Annotated in this window: 16 protein-coding genes and 1 riboswitch; of the genes, 10 read left to right on the top strand and 6 right to left on the bottom strand. The window is 52.2% G+C overall.

Annotated features, from left to right (window positions below; genetic code table 11):
- Positions 1-24: 24 nt before the first annotated feature.
- A riboswitch (cobalamin riboswitch) is annotated at positions 25-278 on the bottom strand.
- A gap of 91 nt (positions 279-369) precedes the next feature.
- The 3 genes from G518_RS0115680 (at position 370) to G518_RS0115670 (ending at position 2500) form a co-directional block, all read left to right on the top strand.
- Positions 370-606 carry a hypothetical protein gene (locus G518_RS0115680; RefSeq protein ID WP_028603364.1) on the top strand — a complete coding sequence of 79 codons (237 nt, stop codon included), beginning with the start codon at positions 370-372 and terminating at the stop codon, positions 604-606.
- On the top strand, positions 603-941 hold the full coding sequence (locus G518_RS0115675; RefSeq protein WP_028603363.1) for a cell division protein ZapA: 339 nt from the start codon (positions 603-605) through the stop codon (positions 939-941). Before G518_RS0115680 ends, G518_RS0115675 begins: the two co-directional genes overlap by 4 nt.
- A gap of 233 nt (positions 942-1174) precedes the next feature.
- Positions 1175-2500, top strand: a complete 1326-nt coding sequence (locus G518_RS0115670) for a phage integrase (protein ID WP_028603362.1) — start codon at positions 1175-1177, stop codon at positions 2498-2500.
- Here G518_RS0115670 and G518_RS0115665 read toward each other — a convergent pair.
- Positions 2466-2744: a hypothetical protein gene (locus G518_RS0115665; RefSeq protein WP_028603361.1), complete on the bottom strand. Its 279-nt coding sequence runs from the start codon at positions 2742-2744 to the stop codon at positions 2466-2468. The two genes, G518_RS0115670 and G518_RS0115665, sit on opposite strands and share 35 nt — an antisense overlap.
- A gap of 240 nt (positions 2745-2984) precedes the next feature.
- Between G518_RS0115665 and G518_RS38530 the strand changes: the two genes are divergently transcribed.
- From G518_RS38530 to G518_RS35375, 4 genes are all read left to right on the top strand, one after another.
- Positions 2985-4361, top strand: a complete 1377-nt coding sequence (locus G518_RS38530; RefSeq protein ID WP_051236782.1) for a MobA/MobL family protein — start codon at positions 2985-2987, stop codon at positions 4359-4361.
- A 128-nt stretch (positions 4362-4489) separates the two neighbouring features.
- Positions 4490-5296, top strand: a complete 807-nt coding sequence (locus G518_RS0115655; protein ID WP_028603360.1) for an NYN domain-containing protein — start codon at positions 4490-4492, stop codon at positions 5294-5296.
- A gap of 659 nt (positions 5297-5955) precedes the next feature.
- The gene (locus tag G518_RS0115650) at positions 5956-7296 is read left to right on the top strand and encodes a hypothetical protein (RefSeq protein WP_156909415.1); all 1341 of its coding nucleotides are present in this window, start codon (positions 5956-5958) and stop codon (positions 7294-7296) included.
- A 43-nt stretch (positions 7297-7339) separates the two neighbouring features.
- The gene (locus G518_RS35375) at positions 7340-7753 is read left to right on the top strand and encodes an H-NS histone family protein (RefSeq protein ID WP_084651876.1); all 414 of its coding nucleotides are present in this window, start codon (positions 7340-7342) and stop codon (positions 7751-7753) included.
- 351 nt (positions 7754-8104) lie between these two features.
- Here G518_RS35375 and G518_RS0115635 read toward each other — a convergent pair whose 3' ends face one another.
- The 4 genes from G518_RS0115635 to leuC all read right to left on the bottom strand — a co-directional run bounded on the left by G518_RS0115635 (position 8105) and on the right by leuC (position 14212).
- Positions 8105-11098: a helix-turn-helix transcriptional regulator gene (locus G518_RS0115635; RefSeq protein ID WP_028603357.1), complete on the bottom strand. Its 2994-nt coding sequence runs from the start codon at positions 11096-11098 to the stop codon at positions 8105-8107.
- A gap of 37 nt (positions 11099-11135) precedes the next feature.
- A complete protein-coding gene (locus tag G518_RS0115630; RefSeq protein ID WP_084651866.1) occupies positions 11136-12035 on the bottom strand; it encodes an HpcH/HpaI aldolase/citrate lyase family protein in 900 nt (299 codons plus the stop codon).
- A gap of 93 nt (positions 12036-12128) precedes the next feature.
- On the bottom strand, positions 12129-12800 hold the full coding sequence (gene leuD, locus G518_RS0115625) for a 3-isopropylmalate dehydratase small subunit (protein WP_028603355.1): 672 nt from the start codon (positions 12798-12800) through the stop codon (positions 12129-12131).
- 8 nt (positions 12801-12808) lie between these two features.
- Entirely contained in the window at positions 12809-14212 is a 1404-nt protein-coding gene (leuC, locus tag G518_RS0115620; protein WP_028603354.1) for a 3-isopropylmalate dehydratase large subunit, read from the bottom strand.
- A gap of 160 nt (positions 14213-14372) precedes the next feature.
- On the opposite strand from leuC, the gene G518_RS0115615 reads away from it, so the two are divergent.
- Both G518_RS0115615 and G518_RS0115610 read left to right on the top strand, forming a co-directional pair.
- Positions 14373-16319: an aconitase family protein gene (locus G518_RS0115615; protein ID WP_028603353.1), complete on the top strand. Its 1947-nt coding sequence runs from the start codon at positions 14373-14375 to the stop codon at positions 16317-16319.
- A gap of 64 nt (positions 16320-16383) precedes the next feature.
- The gene (locus G518_RS0115610) at positions 16384-17973 is read left to right on the top strand and encodes an acetolactate synthase large subunit (protein WP_028603352.1); all 1590 of its coding nucleotides are present in this window, start codon (positions 16384-16386) and stop codon (positions 17971-17973) included.
- On the opposite strand, the gene G518_RS0115605 is transcribed toward G518_RS0115610, so the two are convergent.
- Complete coding sequence (locus G518_RS0115605; protein ID WP_028603351.1) at positions 17970-18905, bottom strand: LysR substrate-binding domain-containing protein; 936 nt, start codon at positions 18903-18905, stop codon at positions 17970-17972. The genes G518_RS0115610 and G518_RS0115605 overlap by 4 nt on opposite strands.
- Before the next feature lie 258 nt (positions 18906-19163).
- Here G518_RS0115605 and G518_RS0115600 point away from each other — a divergent pair, with 258 nt between their 5' ends.
- Positions 19164-20141 (top strand): Bug family tripartite tricarboxylate transporter substrate binding protein, encoded by a 978-nt coding sequence (locus G518_RS0115600; RefSeq protein ID WP_028603350.1) that lies wholly within the window; start codon positions 19164-19166, stop codon positions 20139-20141.
- The last annotated feature ends 3 nt before the right edge of the window (positions 20142-20144 follow it).

The raw sequence follows: 20144 nt of genomic DNA, 5'->3' as shown, positions 1-20144 counted from the left end.
AGCGCGCCTTGCTCGAAAGCAAAGCACCCTCCCTCCTCGTTGGCCGGTATCCGGGCTGGCGAAGGACTCCCTTGTCTCGCCTTCCCGAGTGCTTGTTCAGGGCATTCAGTGGCTGTATGAGGCATGGGCGGGAGTGCACAAAGAACACTCCCTTCGCTTACCGTTGCGGGGGCAGCGCAGGTTAGGCTCTCCACGCGCGATGCGCGGCGCCTCCCTGCTTCCCGTTGAACTGCGCCGTGCGAACCACGAGCGCGAGCACCAACTCGGCCATTGTAAGGCTCGGCACCATACAATTAGGGGTGCTCTGCTTAACTTCACGCTAGTGGGTCAGGTTAAACAGAGCATCCCCACTGCCTTTGCCAACGCGTCATGACCAACCCTCCTTTGATCGAACAGATAGCCGAGCGTGTCGAGCGGTTGCTCGTACGACACGAGGAATTGCGCCGTACCAACGAGTTGCTGGTGCAGCAGGTCGAATCGCTCACGCACGAGCGCGACAGCCTCAAATCGCGTCTGATGGCAGCGCGTGCCCGGGTCGACTCCTTGATCGATCGCCTTCCGGCGGCCGCAGGCGTACTTTTGCCTGACGACAAGGGAGGCGCATGAAACAGCTCGAAGTCAAAATCCTTGGCCAGGGGTATCTGCTCGGCTGCCCGGAAGGCGGAGAAGATCGGCTGAATGAAGCGGTGCAGCGCCTGGATGCCGCGATGTGCAAGATCCGGGATGCCGGCAAAATCAAGGCGCGTGACCGCATTGCTGTTCTGGCGGCGCTGAACCTCGCCTTCGAGTTGACAGACCCAAAGCCAGCCGCAGGCGAAGCCACAGACCAATCGCCGCACGGCGAGTTCGAACCGAGCATGAGCGTGGCTGAGCAAACGACATTGAGCGCTCTGCTTGTGCGGCTCGACCAAGCCCTAGGCGAAGACGGCCAGCTTCTTTAGAACGCGTTCAAGATCTTTTCGGGCCCCGGGCATCCAGGGCCGCGAAAAGATTATGAACAGGCTCTTAGGGTCATGGGCGGCCGATTGGCCGCGCCCGGACATCAAGCCGGACAGCCTCATGTGGCGTACGAACATTAAATTACGCCCTCTCCGCCAAACGCAAAAAACCCTTGTGAGTCAAGCACTTACAAGGGTTTTCTTGTTTTGGGTGGTAGCAAAACTGGTAGCAATCCATGTCTTTGCCCCTGCCCATCTACCTCTTGGGTTCCAGCTACTACCTACACACCCGCATAGGTGGTAAGCAGGTCAAGCGCTCCTTGCGCACGAGCTACAAGCGCGTAGCTATCATCAGAGCCATCAACCTATTGAACGGCCTGACGATGCACAAGAAGCCCGACCTAAGCAACCTCAGCACCTACGAACTGGACTTGTCTCGGGGCATCCTCAAAGCTGACGGCGACGCCGACCACGCCAGGCTAATGCAAGCCCTGCAAGCAATGCAGCAGATGCAGCAAGCCCAACCCCAAGCACCCGCACCAATTGCGGCACAGGCCCAGGCTGACGACCCCACAGCCCTGAAATTGGCTGAATTGCTCGAAAAATTCTTGTCGCTTAAAAAAGTGACACAGGCTACCGCTATTGCGTACAAAAATTGCATTGACGAATTAGCCAATTTTTTAAAAAATCCCCCCATTACGCGAATTACCGCCAGTGATATTACGCGGTATCAAGAATTTCTGGCGAAAAAGGAAAATGGAGTAAAAAAAGGCAACAGCATCCGCACAATTGACAATAAAATTTCAATTGTCCGAGCCATTTTTAATTTCGCTATAAAACAAAGCTATACCCGCAGCGGTAATCCTGCCGAGAACCGCGCCCTACTCACAAAAAAGCAGCGCCTTAAAGGTGGCTACGCCATTTTTGAAAAAGAAGAAATTGAGCAGTTCTTCAAAAGTGAATTTTTTAAAGAGCAAGAAGAAAAAGACCCAGACTATACAACCGCCGTACTTTTCGGCTTGTTTACTGGCTGCCGCATTGGAGAAATTACAAGCCTCAAAAAGGATAATTTCAAAAAAAGCTCAGGCGGTATAAATTATTTAGTCATCCGTGATAGCAAAACACAGGCCGGGATTCGTGAAGTTCCGCTACATCCGCACTTGATGGAACGTGTTTCAGAATTTCTTGATAAGAAGACTGACAAACTTTTCAAGTATGTAGAAAAAGAAGGCAAAGGGAGCGGCAATGCAGTGGGTAAAAAATTCGCCCGCAATTTAGAGAGCGCAAGAATTAACAGAGAAAAATTAGTCTTTCACAGCTTGCGCAAGTTTGTGAACAATGAACTCATGAAAAATGGGGTTAGTTTAGAGAATCGTTGTCAGTTCATTGGGCATGAAATTGAAAACGTGAATGTCTCGATATACACAAATAAAATCAACATTGACGCACTTGCCGCCGCAGTTTTCCCGACCCTCGAAAAATTCCGCGACCTGATAGACGAAAAAAAAGCCCCTTGGGAGGGCTTGGTTACTGATTTTTCTGAGCTTGTTGACCCGATGTAATTTGTTCAAACAATTTTTTGTCGCGTTCAGATAGCGACTCAATAAGGCCTAAAACGTAATTTTTTAGGCCTTTATTTTTTTCTAATTCTTTTAATATGAGAGAGCCTAGGATAATTTTTCTCCTAGTGTCCTCGCTTTTCTTCTTTTCGTTCATGAGTGCTTCGAGATTTCGCTGACGTTTGTCTAGCTGCTTTTTCTCAATTTCTAACTTTTCTATCCTGCTTTTTATTTCCTCTGACTTCATTTTGATTGCCCTCTATGAAATCAGATTAGCACAAACCTAACTCAAAATCTAATTAAATTCGCATATTGTGATTTTTTCTGCTATTCTGAAATTAGCAGATGAAATATATGTTAGCGGATAAATTAAATGGTCATCATCTATTAGCCCCCTGCAAGGGCTCACTTATGCAAACTCCCCACAAGGGGGAGATTTGCGTTCGCCCTGCGGGGCCATTGCTTCGCAACCTTGGAGATTTAGCCCATGTCTAAATCTCTTGCCGTGTGGTTTACTCCGTCTCTACAAACCATATCGCGCAGCGCTGGGCGTAGCGCCGTAGCCGCTGCCGCATATCGTGCGTGTGTAAAGCTCATAGACCAAACTACGGGGCTAATTCACGACTACACCAAAAAAAAGGGGCACGTTGAAACTATCCTAATTGGTGCTGATGATATTTCGGAGCTTTGGAACAAAGCCGAATTAGCAGAGACTCGAAAAAATTCTACGGTGGCCCGTGAATTGATGCTCCCATTGCCTGACCAATGGACGGACAACGAGCGGCGCGAATGCGTCCGCGACATCGCGCAACATTTGCGCGATACATACGGCGTAGCCGTATCTGGTTCAATTCACGCCCCAAACAAGCATCATAGAAACAACCATGTTCACATGATGTTTACCACCCGCACGGTGGACGAATTAGGACAATTTGGCAAAAAAACCCGAATTCTTGATGATATGAAGACTGGCGAAGTTTCAAAGCTTCGGGAAGCAATTTGCAAAATTGTCAACACCCACGCCGAAAAATTAGATTCAGATTTCTATGTCTACGCCGGGAAATTTTCCGACATTGACAAAAATCATATACCTACCAAGCACATTTCAATCAATGCAGGCAAAGAATACCGAGCCGCTATCACAGCACAAAACACTCAGGTAAAAATACATCGCGCCAATCTAGCCACGCATGAAAAAAAATCTGAGCTGTTGAAAGCAGAGCTTTCTAACGCTTTAAATTTGAAAACCCCTGAAATCACACCCGCGCCAGATGCCCCTAAGAGCGTCGATTTAAAAAGGGTTGAGCCTACCCCACATGCCGAGCCAAAAAGCCCATTTAGACGCAAAAAAATCCCCGTTGAATGCGAAAAGGCTTACCAAAAGCATCAAGACACAATTAAAAAACGCGATAAAAATGAGCGACTATACAAGGACTGGTATAAAAAACATGGTGACCTTTTAGCCAGTGAACCGACAAGAACTCAGAGACTTTTTGCAAAAATCGGGTTAAGCACCGCAAAAATTGAGCGTTATGACTTTGAGCTATCGCAAGCTACAAAATCTTTATCCAACATTGCACACAATAGAAATTTGTATAACCAAATTCTTGGCGACAAAAATTCATTGGCGCTTATTGAGCAGTACAACGCAGCCATTGACCACAACGCCAAAATCTCGGAATACGAAGCACAAGCAAAAATTGCAAATGCCGCGAAATTGGAACGCGAACGCGAATTAGCCGAAGAACAAGCGCGGCAATTGTCCGAGCCTTATCAAGATTGGACGGTGGGTTGTGACCCTACAAGAAATAAATTTGAGCAAAACTTCACCCGAACCTCGCAATTGGGAGGCATGGAATATTAAAATCACTACGCCATCCAAGAGAAATCGTATTCAAGTAAATTTAAAAACATTTCACCCTTAACCATGATTGACTAGACAATCATCATATGCGACAATTTATTTCCTATTGCAGAGAGGAATTTTAGACAATGGTTGCACCCCGGCTCATAGCGAAAATTGAATCAGAGGAACCGACCGCTCGTTTGGCGGTGCTGATTGATGCTGACAATGCACAGGCATCCGTCATTGAAGGCATCCTGGCAGAAGTGGCACGGTTCGGAGAAGCAACCGTAAAACGCATTTATGGTGATTTCACTTCCCAAGGCAGTTCATCTTGGAAGAAGGTTCTCCAAAAATACGCCATCAAGCCCGTGCAGCAATTTGCATATACCACAGGCAAGAACGCCACCGATAGCACACTCATTATTGATGCGATGGATTTGCTCTATACCCGCAAATTTGACGGCTTCTGTCTGGTAACAAGCGACAGCGACTTTACCGGCCTTGCAACCCGCCTACGGGAAGAAGGATTGACGGTCTTAGGCTTTGGAGAGCAGAAGACCCCAGACGCCTTTCGTAATGCCTGCCACAAGTTCATTTTTACCGAAGTTTTGCGGCCAAGCGTTCCGGAGCCGGTTACAGCATCGCCCAAGGTTGAAACTGTATTAGCAAAGACCGTTGCACCTGTAACGCCCACCCCGGTAGTCAATTCAAAGCCAGAATTCCCCAAAAAATTCGTGCTGGACGCTTTGGAACAGTCATCCGATGAAAACGGATGGGCACACTTGGGAACATTCGGTGGATATTTGAGCAAGCTGCAATCCGACTTCGATTCCCGCCTGTATGGCTACAAGAAGTTGTCTGACTTGGTGAAGGCCAGAACAGACCTTTTCGTTACGGAAGAACGCACTGCGCCGGGCCAAACGATGAAGAACCTATATCTACGGGCCAAGTAAAACAGGCTCCACAAAGATAAGCCCCAGATTTTGCATCTGGGGTTTTTTTGTTGTCCGGCCCTTTCCGCCCCTAAAAATTTATCAACCGGAATTTGGAGAGGATTGGCCAAAGATAAGAGCCGCTTTTCTCATTTGTAAATTCTGCTCCCCCATCCCGAACGCCGTGGGGACTGGGGCTAGCTGGTTCGGCTAGCTGGTTCGCACCCCATATTTAAAAAGAGTAAAACTTAGCGGGGGGCCCCTGCCCGGAAGGGCTGGGGGGCGCAGCGCCTAGGGAATAATTGTATTAGTCATACACACATTTGAGCAAACCCAATAAACAAGCGGATTTCAGCGATTTAATTTGTCCGTAACTTCATTTACTTTTGATATCACACTACGAGCCAGAAATCGACTCCTTGAACATCATCAAAAATCGAAAAGACAAAAGAAAAGCCGAGTGCACTTCTGCACCCGGCTTATTCTTGATTTACAAAATAAAAAATGATAACCTAATTGGAGCAAATCAAGTGACTAGCTTGACTTGCCCAAGACTGAAAGTAAACGCACTACCGTCAATCTCTTTCACTATATATTTTAGCAATAAACCGCTAATTGTCAAGTAAATGTGAGGCGTAAAAGTTTAATTTCAGTTTTGCAAAACTGAAATGGATGCACACATGAAATTCAATTTAACTGCAATACGACAACACGAAGCTTCAAAGCTTCTAACCCGCGATTTTCTAGAAACGGGTAAAAACATTCTTGGCGATGGTTTGAAGCTTTGTCAACGAGCAAAAGCACACAACAGCCAACACCCTGAAACAGCTTTTGTCATTGTCGAAAAAAAGGCCATCAAGGAAAAAATTAACGGCAAATACATTACGCAAATCGTAAACGTTGCCCGCATGCACGATGCCGCCCAATGTGGCAACGCACATCTATGCCCGCATTGCGCAAGCTATAAAGCTGCTACCCTGCGTGATTGGTCTGATAACGCATTTGCACCCGCCGCCAAAGCAAAAAATTTGTGTATTGGCTTATTGACGCTAACGGCAAAACATCGCCGCGATTGTGATTGGGCATTGCACGTAGCTAATTTCTATTCAGCCTTGGCTGTTTTTAACGTTGCTATGCGTCGCAGCTTTTTAAAAATTGGTAGCCTTGGCCGCGTACAATGTATGGAATCCCCCGTAGGCTCCAATGGGATTCATGTTCATATTCATGATTTCTTTACATACGCCCCCAGCTCAGACCTAGAAGAATTTCAAAAAATAGTCTTGAAACACTGGAAAGCAGCGTTAAAAAAATTCGGTTTAAGTTGCAATAGTCACGGGGTTGACATTAAACCGGAGGGCAAGTTTGATATAGGCTATGTCGCAAAAGAACTGGCCGCTTATGACACAAAAGACAAAAGCAAAAGTGACTTAAAAAATCTATTTCAGTTGCTGGACGGCAGCGCAAAAGGCGACAAACAAGCCTCAGCCGATTGGATACGCGCAGCCCGTGCAATTCAAGGCCGTGACCGTTGGAACGTAGGCCAATTAGCGAAAAAACTCGGAATTCCTTGTCCCTCAGAGTGGAAAAAGCCCGAGGGTATCGCAAAAGTAGACCCTCAGCGCCTTCTAATTTCTTACCCTCAACCTCAACACATGATTGCAACCAGTCCCGCAAATCCTCGGGCGGGCTTAGCTTTCATACTTAGAGCCGCACGCAACGAAGCAGCACGCCCCGGCACAACTCAACGCATGGTTTTGCGGATGTGCGATGAAACCATCAAAGCCGATGTTGAGCAAATTAAATTCAAGCACGCTAAAACGCTTGCAAAACTAATTAAATCAAGCTTCACCGACGAAGAAAAAGAAAAACTCTGCGCAAAAATTCACAGCCATTGCACCTTCGCAATTGCAGAGTACCGCGCCACGACTTACAGCTACATGCACCCAGCACCGAAGCCTGCGCCACAAGCACAAGAAGACTATTCAGACCTAATTCCAGGCCTAGAATTAGACTTTTCTTGATTGCAATTGTGTGATACATTGATTGCCTCAATTCGGAGGCATCATGGCTGACACTAGCACGGCACAATTGGAGAAATTGGAAGCGGAACACGCTAAGCGCATTGCAGCGCTACAAGACATTGAAGCGCAATTGTCCGCATTGCGCGCCGCAAATCGCGACGCAAAGCGCGCAGAGCTTAAAAAACAAATTGCTGATTACGGCTTTACCGCCGCTGACTTGTTCGAGCAGACAAAGCCCAAGCGCAAGCCACGCACAGCCAACAAAGCCAAAGAGGGCGAAGCGGCAAAGCCCACGGCAGAAGCCAAATACCGCAATCCCACGACCGGGGAGACCTGGGCAGGTGGTAGAGGGCGTAAGCCCTCGTGGGTCATCGCTGCGGGCGCTGACATTGAGAAGTTTCGAATCCCTGCCGCTCCTTCGAATGTAGCCGCCGAAACACCCCCCAAAACAGCTTAAAAGCCGTGGTATAAGCGCTATTCGCGGCTACTGGTAGCACTGCTAGTAGCAAAATTTTAGACACCGCTACCGCCTAAGTAGTTGATTTACAAAGGTTTTTGAGGTTGGGCACATTTGTCCCACCCTCTCCGCCAAGCATTAGAAGGGTTAGCAGGTACTTATCTGCTAACCCTTTTTCTTTGCGCTTCCCGTGAAAAATAGGCCCAAGGTAGAGGTAGCACCCCGGCAAACCGTGTAAGGTTACCGTGTGAGCAAAGCTCGCGTGACCAGATTTCCCGGCGTGCATCACTGCTCCGATCCAGGCATACATTAGTTTTTGCTTCATGCCGAGGAAGACTCCCATCCTCTGCCTCAGGCTCGCCTTATCTGCGCAGCTTCAAAGGAGAGAACTCGAGCTCCTGCAAGATTTCCTGCGCTATGCTGAGTCGCGGCGTATGTGGCGACCTGTGCTCGCGACTTCAGGCTCAACTTCCTCAGTATGTTCTTCATGTGAGTTTCGACGGTCAGCTCACTTAGAAACAATGCCGCAGCAATCTCTTTGTTCGATTTTCCAAGAGCCACAAGCGAAACCACCTCCTCTTCGCGTTGACTGATAGGTTGACCAGAAGAATGGCGTTGTTGCCCAAACAGTGGGCGCCGACCCAGCTTTCGAAGCTTCTGAGCGACAGATGCTGCTTCTCTTGACGCACCGATGCGTGTATAGACCATCCCGGCAGCATTGAGTTGGTCGACTGCTTGTTCCAACTTCTCTTGATTTTCCAGCCAACCCGCCAGCTCTACTCTTGCACGCGCAGTCTCGAATGGGCGAGTTTTTGATTCCCACACGGTTATCGCTTTTTGAATCTCGGTGCAGGCGCCTCGGTAATCAGACGCTGCCGCCTTCAGCAGTGCCATGACAAGCATGATCGAACCTTCACACGATGAGGTTCCGCTGCGGCGTAGGTCGTAAAGTTGTTGAAGTAATTCGTTTGCCGTTTCGATTCTTCCCAGTCGAGCCGCTGCTTCCGCGGCTAGCGGCAGGGAGTACGGATGCAAGGCGTAGAACGCAATAGCACCCTCCCCCGCTCTCGAGCTTGTCAGACTGTCAATAAGCGAAAGACACAACTCGAAGTTACCTTCAAGAAACTCAACGTAGGCTTGGCAATAGGTGTGGACAGCAACCACGCGTAACTCTCGTTTATCAAGCGATGAGACCAATTGGCTGGACTCTTTTAAGTGCGCTTTGGCCTTTGCTACATCACCCGACAAACGATAGGCTATGGCGAGAAATGAATGTGTTCTAGGCAGCACCGCACCTTGACTGGTAGAGCGGTCCAGGGAAAGTGCCCGTTCCCCTTTTTCAATTGCCTCGCGTATTCTTCCTTCTAGTGTGTAACGCTCGACGCACATGGAGAGGGGCCAGGAAGCCAATGCCACGGAGTGCATGCGATCGGCAATCTTCATGCATGCTTCACACTGTTGCTCGAAAACAGAAAAGTCGCCTTCATATCGAAGCAGACCAGCAAGCGTGTAGTGAGCGAGAAAAGCGGCTCCAGGATAAGCCAGATCCTCACAGAGATTAATGGCTTTGTTGACGGACTGCATGGCCGCGCGCAAGTCACCGGCATAACCGCGAATAAGACCCATCACGATATAAATACGCGCAACCACCTCCGGATGACGTTCTTCGTCACAAAGAGAAAGGGCCAATGCTGCTTCGATGCGCGCTTCCCGGAGCCTGCCCTGGCGTGCCAGAGCGAGTGCATACTCCTGCCGAAGAAAGGCTGCCTCCTCAGTGAACTCCGCATCAGCCAGGCACGCAATACCGTTCTCGATGGTAACAATGGCGGCGCTCTCGCGACCGGCCTGCCAGTGCGTCCGGGCTATGGACCGATGAAGAGTCGCAGACAGGCAAGATGTCGCTGACGGAAGCGCCTCCGTCCAAGCGCCTACTGCGTCATCGAAGTGGCCAAGTCGCTTGTGCGATTCGCCAAGCATGAGAAGAAGCTGAGCCCGCTGAACCTTTGTCTGCTCATCCCAGATCATGAGCTTCAACGCGTTCTTCAACAAGGAGACGGCTTCGTGATTGCCAAACGACCGGACGGCATCCTGCGATGCTTGAATCAGATATGGCAATGCTGCCGTACTGTCATTGGTCCTTGCGCCAGCAATCAGATGACGTGCAATCGTGGCCGAGTCCAACCGTCCAGATCTGATTGCTTCCTCCGCGATCAATCGGTGGAGGAACTGGCGCCGAGCGATGCCCATGCTCCTGTAGACCGTGGCCTGAACCAAAGGCTTGTGAAACTCATACTGAGTCGAGCTTTCATGTACAGCTTCGGTGAGGAACCTGAGGAAACACAGCCGATCCAGCGCGTCCAGGAGCCGCTCCTCTGAGTAAGCCGTTAATGCCTGCAGCAATTCGTAGCTAATCGGCGCTTCGAATGCGGACGCGAAAGCGAGAACGCGACGAGAGTCCTCGTCCAGTTCACGGAGGCGCTCACTTAGAAGCGCCTGAACCGAACTTGGCAGATCTTCGAAAGATATCTGAGAAAGTGGAGCACTCTTCTTCTTGGCCGCAGCGTGGCGCCCAAACTCATGAACGAACAGTGCATTTCCCTGAGTTAAGCGGTGAAGATTGATCACATCCTCCCGCGGCCATTGCTGTCCGGTCTCTTCCGCAAGAATTTCGGACGTGGCTTCCAAGGACAAGGGAGGGATAGTCAAACGTTCTTCCAAACCAAGTTGGCCGAGAGAACGCAGGCAGGTACTCAGGGGTGACTCAATTAGCAGGTCGTCATCACGTAGCAGACCGATGATCAACAACTTGGCATCAGTCGATGCCCGAACAACAGAATGCAGAAGCTCAATCGAGCTCGCGTCGGCCCATTGCAGATTGTCCAACGCTACAACGACAAGGCGATCCCGTGACATACGCGCCAACATCGAGCCAATCTGCCCGAATACTCGCGTTTGCTCCAGCCCCATATCCCCGCTGGGCAAGGAAGGAAGATCCACCTGAAGGTGGCTGCACGAAGGGAAAAGGCGTGGCAGGTCAGAGCAGTTGCCAAGTAGATGCAGCAATTCCCTACGTGAGAGCTGTCGGAGGTATGGCTCCAGTGCATCCACCCAAACTGAATAGGGTGTCGTTGATGTTGCCTGAAATGCCCGGCCGATCATAAAAACTACATTCTCGCCACGCGAGCTTTGCAGCGCCTCCAGCAGTCGGGACTTTCCAGCACCAGCCTCTGCGACCAAGCTCACAAAGCAAGCTTGACCTGATGAACTCCTGTCAAGGAGCTCCTCTAGCCGGTTCGCTTGACCGCGGCGCTCCAACAATGGAGGGGCTGCCGATGAAGAGCTCATGGGGCTTGGTTCCTGCTTGTGAGCGTTAGTGGGGAGCCTAGACCGGCTGGCCGTCAAGCAAGCCGAGTCGCTCAGCGATGTAGAGGGTGCGCAGCGCGAGGTCGATATTGACCTTCTCGATCAACTTTCCTCCAATGATCACCGCGGCTTTGTTGGACGCGCGTGCTTCGGCGATGGCATCCCGCATCTCCAAAGCCGCATCTATCTCCTCACGAGATGGTGTAAAGATCTTATTGATCGTGGCAACGTGCTTGGGATGGACAACGAGAGCGCCGTCAAAGCCAAGTCGACGCAAGAATGCTCCCCATTCTTCGATGATCGAATCCCGATTCATGTTGGAGAATGCCACCGCCGGAGCGAGTGCAACGAGCCCGTGGTAACGGGCTACGCATACCAGCTTACTTAGCGGATAGAGAACACGGTCCGGAATGTCAACAAAATGCGCCCCAACGGCCACGGTGTAGTCACCAATGCCAAAGCACATACCCGTCAGCCTGGGCACTTCGGCGGCGATCCGCTCGCAATGGATGATGGCGCCTGTGGTTTCGATCATCGGCCACATGCGCATTTCTTCAGCGCCGTCAATGGACTCCAGAAAGCGGACGATCTTCATCAGATCTTCGGGGGTATCGCATTTGGGCGGAACAATTGTCCCAATTCCGGCAGTAACGCATGCCCGAATATCGTCTTGCCACCAAGGCATATCCGTTGAGTTTATGCGTACAACTACCTGCCTCTGGCCGAAGTCAATCGTTTTCATGGACTCGATCAACGTCTTTTGAGCGCCCGTCTTCGAGACATCGTCGTAGACGACTGCGTCGTCGAGATCGATCATGATGACATCCGCATCAGAAGCCGCAGCTTTCTCGATCATGCGCAAACTGGAGCCTGGTACCAGCAGCATGCAACGGCGGGGTTGAATCGAATTTGTTTCCATCACTTATGCTCCTTGTTTAGGTGATGGGAGGAGTGTTGCAACAGCTTCAGCTCCTCGCGATCCCCGAATTCAGGTATATGAGTAGTGCAAGCTTCATGCGGGCAGTGCAGTCGTCTCTTCTTGAAGCCATGGAAACCTGCTCCAATGGTGCTGTTCGAAATCACTGATTTTTTCCATCTCGCTCAGCGTCACCGCAACATCATCGAGCCCCAACAGCAGGCACTTCTTGCGCGATGGATCAACATGAAAATGGAGTGGACTCGAGTTTTCCGAGCCACCGATTTGAACGGTTTGAGCGTCAAGATCGACCGTCATCTCCAATGCGGAATCGGATCCTAGAGACAGCTGGAAAAGCTCCTCGATGTCGCGCTCAGGCAATTGGACCAGGAGCAGCCCATTCTTTAGTGCATTCTGGTGGAAGATGTCCCCAAAACTCGGGGCTACGATAACGCGAAAACCGAACTGGAGCAGTGCCCATGCGGCGTGTTCACGTGAGGAGCCGCATCCGAAGTTCGCTCTTGTGAGAAGAATTGATGAGCCACGATAGCGCGACAAGTTGAGAACAAACCCAGGGCGAATAGGACGTGTTTCGCAATCTTGACCTGGCTCGCCGCGATCTTCGTAGCGCCACTCGTCAAAGAGATTCTGTCCAAAACCTACACGTCGAATAGATGTGAGGAATTGCTTGGGGATGATTGCGTCGGTGTCAACATTCGCTCTATCGAGAGGTACAACGGAGCCGACGTGGATTTTGAACTCTTGCATGGCGAGGCCTACGGTAGTTGCCGAACATCGACAAAATGGCCAGCTATGGCCGCAGCAGCGGCCATAGCGGGACTGACAAGATGAGTGCGGCCACCGGTGCCCTGGCGCCCTTCGAAGTTGCGATTCGACGTTGAGGCACAGCGCTCGCCTGGTGAGAGTCGATCTGCATTCATCGCCATGCACATAGAACAGCCTGGCTCGCGCCATTCAAAGCCCGCATCGAGGAATACCTGGTCGAGTCCCTCCGCTTCGGCTTGAGACTTCACAAGTCCAGAGCCAGGAACCACCATGGCCAGTTGAATGTTGCTCGACTTCTTCTTCCCCGCTACGATCTTTGCAGCCGCCCGCAGATCCTCGATGCGGGAGTTCGTGCATGAGCCAATGAATATCTTGTCCAGCTTGATGCTGGTGATGGGCGTATTGGGCTGAAGACCCATATAGCTCAGCGCCCGAATCATGTCCTGGCGCTTTACTGGGTGTTCGATTAGCTCTGGATCTGGGACGGAACCACCAACAGAAATCACCATCTCCGGTGAGGTCCCCCAGGTTACCTGCGGCTCGATCTCAGACGCTTTCAGCTCAACGACAGCATCAAAGCGCGCATCAGGGTCGGAGTACAGGCTGCGCCAGTAGTCCTCCGCCAGATCCCAAAGTGATCCTTTTGGTGATAGTGGCCTGCCCTTCACATAGTCCAAGGTAGTTTGGTCGACGGCGATCATCCCTGCTCGAGCCCCAGCCTCGATGGACATGTTGCACACTGTCATGCGACCTTCCATCGACATGGCGTCAATCGTGCTACCGGCGTATTCAATCGCGTAACCGCTTGCGCCATCGGCACCGATCTTCCCGATCAGTGCGAGGATGACATCCTTTGGCGTAACGCCTAAGCCTAGTTCGCCATCGAGGCGGACGACCATGCTTTTCATCTTCTTGGTTACGAGTGTCTGTGTTGCCAGTACGTGCTCAACCTCGGATGTACCTATCCCATGGGCAAGGCAGGCAAAGGCGCCATGAGTCGATGTGTGGGAGTCGCCGCAGACAACCGTCATGCCCGGCAATGTCGCCCCTTGTTCGGGGCCAATGACATGCTCGATCCCCTGGCGTACGTCTAACGCACCAAAGTACCGAATGCCGAACTGTCGGGAGTTACTCTCGAGCGCGGCCACCTGCTCACGCGCCAAGGGATCCGAGATACCAGCCCGGCGATCAGTCGTAGGGACGTTGTGGTCGACGACTGCAAGGCATGTTCCGGCACGCCAGGGGCTTCGCCCAGCCTCGCGCAGTGCTTCAAATGCCTGTGGGCTTGAAACCTCGTTAATCAGATGGCGATCGATGTACAAAAGGCTCACGCCATCTGCACCAATGGTGACCACATGTGTGTCCCAAAGCTTGTCGTAAAGAGTTCTTGGCATCCAGAGATGCTAATTAGATTTGAGCTCGGACCCATCTGATTGTGAGATGACTGCCCCCGTGGTTCCATAGCTATGCACGGATGAAGAGAGGAGGCATATCAAAAGGAGATGGGACGGCGCTGCGGGGGAGTTAGGCTCGGAGTCAAAGGACAGTTACACCATGGATAACGTAAAAATTTCAGGCCGACCGCTGTTTCTCTCACGAAGTCTTGACGTCATGAGGCGCCAGCTTGGTGGCGAGACTTTCGCGCGAACTAGTGCAGGCGTGCTCCGAGACAATGTATCAACCGATGAGATTACGCCTGTTACGGTCATGATGACTCACGATGAACGGCTTGGGAAATTTCCTTACGTCGGCCTTGAAATCGAAGGCATAAAGCCCGTCAGCGTCGATGCTGTCCGGCATGCTGGATTTGCGATCACCGTAGCCGGTAAGCGATATGGCAAGGGCTCTTCGCGGGAGTCCAGTCCCTTGGCTGAAATTTATTCAGGGATCCGTTTGGTGATCGCCGAAAGCTTCGAGCGGATCTATCAACAGAACTGCGACAACCTGGGGCTTCTAACCAGTACGGACTTTGGCTTGTTAGACAGGATCGCTGCAGGTGAAACCATTCCAATCGAGGAATTCCTGATTGGCAGAGACCCACTCACTCAACAGATCATCCGGGCAGGCGGACTACTGCAATTCAGCAAAACTGTGGATTGGAACTCCACAGACTCAGAACCGCGTGAGAGTAGGCAGTCTGCGAGAACTCTCGTCGAGAAAATTCTGCTGCGAAATCGTCACCCCGTGACGCCAAAAGTCGAGCGTGGCTCTGGCGTTTTTGTGCGATGCAACTGGAGGTTCAGCCATGACTACTTCACGGGCATGGCTGCACATTTCATGCATCGTGATTTCGGCCTGCCTGCCCCTCTGCATGATCCGTCAACGGTAATCGCGTTCCAGGATCATTTGGTGCTTGCGCCGCAAAGCGTGCCGCATGTCAAAGGCGGACTCCTCCAAGGCGTCAGAGACCTGACCCGTGGGCACGATGAGTTCGCCAAAATGTATCCGGTGCGTCGGCATGGAGCATTGCTGAATGAAGCAGGCGCGGACGGTATCTGCCACGCGCTGATGACCGAGAAGTATGCGTTACCGGGTGAGGTCGTTGTCGGGACGGATTCTCATACACCTCATTCAGGCGCACTCGGCTGCCTCGCTTTCGGTGTGGGGGCGACAGAAGTTGCCAACAGCTGGATCACGGGCTACGCACGCTGTAAGGTTCCAGATACGGTGCGCGTTGAAGTTCTTGGGAAACTCACTCCTGGTGTCATGGCAAAAGACGTGGTGCTGCATCTGCTGAGATTGGACGAGGTGAAAAATGGAGGGGCAATCGGTGCGGTCTTCGAGTATTGCGGAGATGCTGTTCAGGCCATGAGCGTCGATGAGCGCGCAACCCTTACCAATATGGTGGCCGAGTTGGGAGGTTTCACTGGAATCGTCGCGCCGGACGCCAAGACGGTCCAATTCCTACGCGAACGCCGAGGTATCGACTTTCAAATCGAACCGTGGATGTCAAGCGATGACGGGGCGCAGTATCGAAGTACGATCACGATTGACGGCTCATCCCTCCGGCCGATGCTCGCGCAGCCCGGGGATCCTGGGAACGGGATACCTGTTGATGGACTCGCTGAACCTCCCTTGCCGATCACAATCGCATATGGAGGATCCTGTACCGGAGGTAAACAAGAAGACTTTGATCGTTACTACGAAGTCTTTGAGTGGGCGCTGAAAACTGGGCGGAAAATCCCCTCGAATGTCCGTCTCTATCTGCAATTCGGAACGTCTGACGTTCGAGCCTATTGTGAAGCTCGAGGTTATACCGATGCGTTCCGTGAAATTGGCGCAGAAATTATCCTACCGGGATGCGGCGCATGCGCCAACTGTGGTCCCGGGCAATCGCTGTCTGCAGAAGATGTCACGATTAGCGCGATAAACAGAAACTTCCCGGGTCGCTCTGGTCCAGGGAAAGTCTGGCTGGCCAGCCCGTCCACAGTAGCCGCAAGCGCGGTTGCTGGCTACATCACATCATTTGAGCTACTTCTCGCCAAGCAACGAGATACCTGATTTCGGGGACAGACGTTCGCGCCGCGGGAAGGAAAGATGTCTGAATCTAAATAGGAGACATCTCATGAGTAATGCCGTCTTTGGCGCAAACACTGTAGTAGACGCGCTTGTCGCAGCAGGGGTGGACACGTTCTTTGCCAACCCGGGAACCTCGGAAATTCATCTGGTGTCGGCTATCGACAACAACCCGAAAGCACGGTCGGTTCTCTGCCTGTTTGAAGGCGTTGCTACAGGGGCGGCCGATGGGTTCGCCCGCACAACCGGAAAACCCGCAGCAGTTCTTTTGCATCTGGGACCGGGTCTGGCGAACGGGTTGGCAAACCTTCACAACGCGATGAAGGCACGGAGCCCCATGGTGGTCTTGGTAGGCGAGCACGCAAGCGGCCATTTGAAATATGACACACCTCTTAAGAGTGATCTTCAAGCTCTGGCTGGCTATGCCGCAAAAGCCGTAGTCAGCATAAAGCCGGGCGATGATCTGGCGCAAACTATCCAGGGGGCTGTTGAGCTTTCAATGGCACATCCTCGCGGACCAGTGGTTGTGGTGGCGAATGCTGACGTAATGTGGTCACCGGTCGAGAAAGACCAGTCTCAAAGTACTCTCGCCTCTCGCCGCACAGGCGACGACGATGACGAGGGAACTCTATCGGCCACAGAGGCTCTTAAGTTCATTCAAGCGGGAAGTTCCGCAATGCTCCTGGGCGGTGAAGCCCTTGGAGCTGAAGCGCTCGGATTGGCGGACATACTGGTACAAGCGACAGGATGCAGTGCCCTCTCCGAGACATTCAACAGTCGGCAAGAGCGAGGCGCAGGCGTGGCTTATGTAGAGCGACTCCCATACTTCCAGGAAGCAGCTACAGAGAAGCTCGCCCGATTTGATCGCTTGCTGTTGGTCGGTAGCCGGCCGCCTGTTGCGTTCTTCGGTAGTCCAGAAGGCTCGAGCGAGTTGACCGGAGGAAGTACTGCAGTGCAGTCTACTGCTGAAAGACAGTCACCACTCTCCTTGCTGCGTGCGATGTGTGCGTTGATCCCCTCCGGCTTTTCCCCGCGTGTGGCGGAGCCGAGTAAATCAGGTTCCGCCATCGGGCCGTTGACTCCAAAGGCTGTTTGGAGCGCTGTAAATCGATTGATGCCGGAAAATTCAATCATTTCTGACGAGGCGGGCGTTAGCTCGGTCGGTGCCGATGATGCGATGAGGGGAGCACCCCGACATGTTTGGTTGAACCTGACGGGCGGTTCAATTGGACAGGGACTCCCTGCGGGTACGGGTGCAGCTATCGGCATGCCGAAATCGCAGGTCTTCGTGTTCCACGGGGACGGAGGAGCCATGTACACCGTCCAGTCCCTTTGGACCCAAGCGCGGGAGCGCGCAAAAGTGGTGAACGTCATCTTCAAAAATGACAGGTACGCCATCTTGGACTATGAGATCAAACGACATGGCCTCGGTCCCTTGGGTGAACGTGGCGCCTCTATGTTCTCGCTAGCGAATCCCTCGCTGGACTGGATAGCTCTCGCGCGTGGGATGGGTGTGAAGGCACTCTCAGCATCGACAGCTGAAGAATTCTCGGACGCACTAGAGCATGCACTAATGACCGATGGGCCCGTACTCATCGAGGCTCGGATGAGCACAGGTAAACGGACGGTCAAGGGCTAACTGTTAGTGGTGGCGGCGCTCTTCCCTGCCAGCAGGTGCGCCGCAAACAGCCTGGCGGCAACAGGAAGATTTTCGAAATCTCGGGCGACAAGGTACAAAGTACGATTTGCCCACTCGTCAAGTAGCGGGACAGCCACGAGATCCCCTGCGGCGCCAAGCAGTTCGAACGCCCGGTTGGGTAGTACACCGACGCCAAGACCGTTGATGATCATTCGGCACATTGCATCCAGACCATTGACATGGATGCGAACCTTCATGGCTTTTCCTGTCTCTGCGGAGGCTCGCCTCATTCCGAGATAGAGTGCGCTGTCATGCGGGAGTCCTATGTGATCCTCATCTAAGGTCTCTGAGAAGCGCACGCCGGACATCGGTGCCAATGGATGATGCTTAGGAACCGCGAGCACCAAGTGGTCTTCGCGATAAGGACGACGCTGCAGATCCGACATGTTCACTTGCGGATTGCAGATACCAATGTCAGCCTCTCCCACTTGAACGTTACGGATGATGTGCGAGCTTACCTGCTGTTCCAGTCCCACTCGTATACCAGCACTCCGGCGAAGGAATCCAGATATGTCCTCGGGAAGAAATTGGAGAATGGCTGAGATGTTTGCGTGAAGTCTGACATGTCCCTTGATCCCGACGGAGTAATCGCTTAGCTCGCTCTGCATTCTGTCTAACTTGAAGAGGAGCGCGCGCGCGTGATGAAGCAGGGTGATCCCTGCAGCGGTCGGGGTAACCCCGCGTGCATGCCGGTAAAGGAGGTGTGCATTCAGTGCAACCTCGAGATCCGCAATTCGCTTGCTAACCGCCGATGCAGCAATGAACTTACGCTCAGCGGCACGCTGTATTGACCCTGCATCGCACACGGTCACAAACATCTGCAGTGTCAGGAAATCAAATCTTCTTGATGCACCGCGATCTTCCTTCTGCATGTCTCCATTCTCACTTTCTCAATTTGGGCAAACGTGTCAAGGCATTCCCGTTTGCGATGGCTCTGCTTCCCGATTTCATTGACCCTTCGTCCTCGACGACCGAGTTAGAACTTGAAGGAGATCTCGCAGTGCGAGAAGATGTTATATCCCTGGCAAATGGGGGCGTGAATACCTGCTGTCAGGTATGTCGCCTACCAGCTCACGAAAGGAGACTTGTCGCTGATCGAGCCGTAGCTCGACATTCCAGGAGACTAATTAATGAAGCGTCGTTTACTCTCAATGAGTCTGGTTCTAGGGACCTTGAGCATGTCGTTCTCGGCATGGGCTCAATATCCGGAAAGACCCGTCAAGCTCATCGTTCCCTTTGCGCCTGGCGGCGGAACAGATATTGTTGGCCGCTTGGTGGCCGAGAATCTATCGCAAGCGCTAAAGCAAACCGTACTGGTTGAGAACAAGCCAGGCGCCGGCGCCATGCTAGGTGCAGACTTCGTCGCGAGGGCGTTGCCGGATGGATACACGCTTCTGATGGGAACATCTGCGGAGCTGACCATCGGGCCCAAGTTGACCCCTGCAAATGCCAAGTACAACCCGGTGATGGACTTTGTTCCCATTGCGCTCGTCGGCACCTCCCCCAACGTCCTATTAACCAATTCCGGTTTTTCATCAAGCACCGTTCCGGAAATCATTACATTCGCGCAAGCAAACCCCGAAAAGCTTTCTTACGGCAGTGGGGGCACGGGAACAGGTCCGCATCTATCAGGCGAACTCATCAAGAGCATGGGCAAATTCCAGATGGTCCATGTACCCTACAAGGGCAGCGGCCCGGCGCTTACCGATTTGATTGCCGGCCAAACTCAACTGGTGATGTCAACAATGGCTCCAGCCCTCCCTTTCATCAAGGGAAACCGTGTGCGTCCGATTGCGGTGACATCAACGAAACGATCACCACTCCTGCCGAATACGCCGACTGTGGCTGAACAAGGCTTGAAGGGATACGAGGCAGTGACCTGGTACGCCGTGCTTGCCCCGGCAGGAACGCCTAAGGAATCAGTTGTCAAGCTTCAGACCGCGATTTCGCAAGTTCTTCGGCGAGGCGATGTCGTTGAACGCCTCGCCACCCTTGGCGTTGAAGTTCCACAAGCTGTTGAATCCAGTAGCAGCTTGCAGGAACGCATACGCCGGGAGCTAGATCAGTGGGAGACATTGATCCGAGATTCGAACATCAAGGCGGAGTGAGAT

It is taken from the genome of Ottowia thiooxydans DSM 14619 (genome assembly GCF_000422885.1).
GTDB classification, from domain to species: Bacteria; Pseudomonadota; Gammaproteobacteria; order Burkholderiales; family Burkholderiaceae_C; genus Ottowia; species Ottowia thiooxydans.
This window is presented reverse-complemented; position numbering and strand designations above follow the sequence as displayed.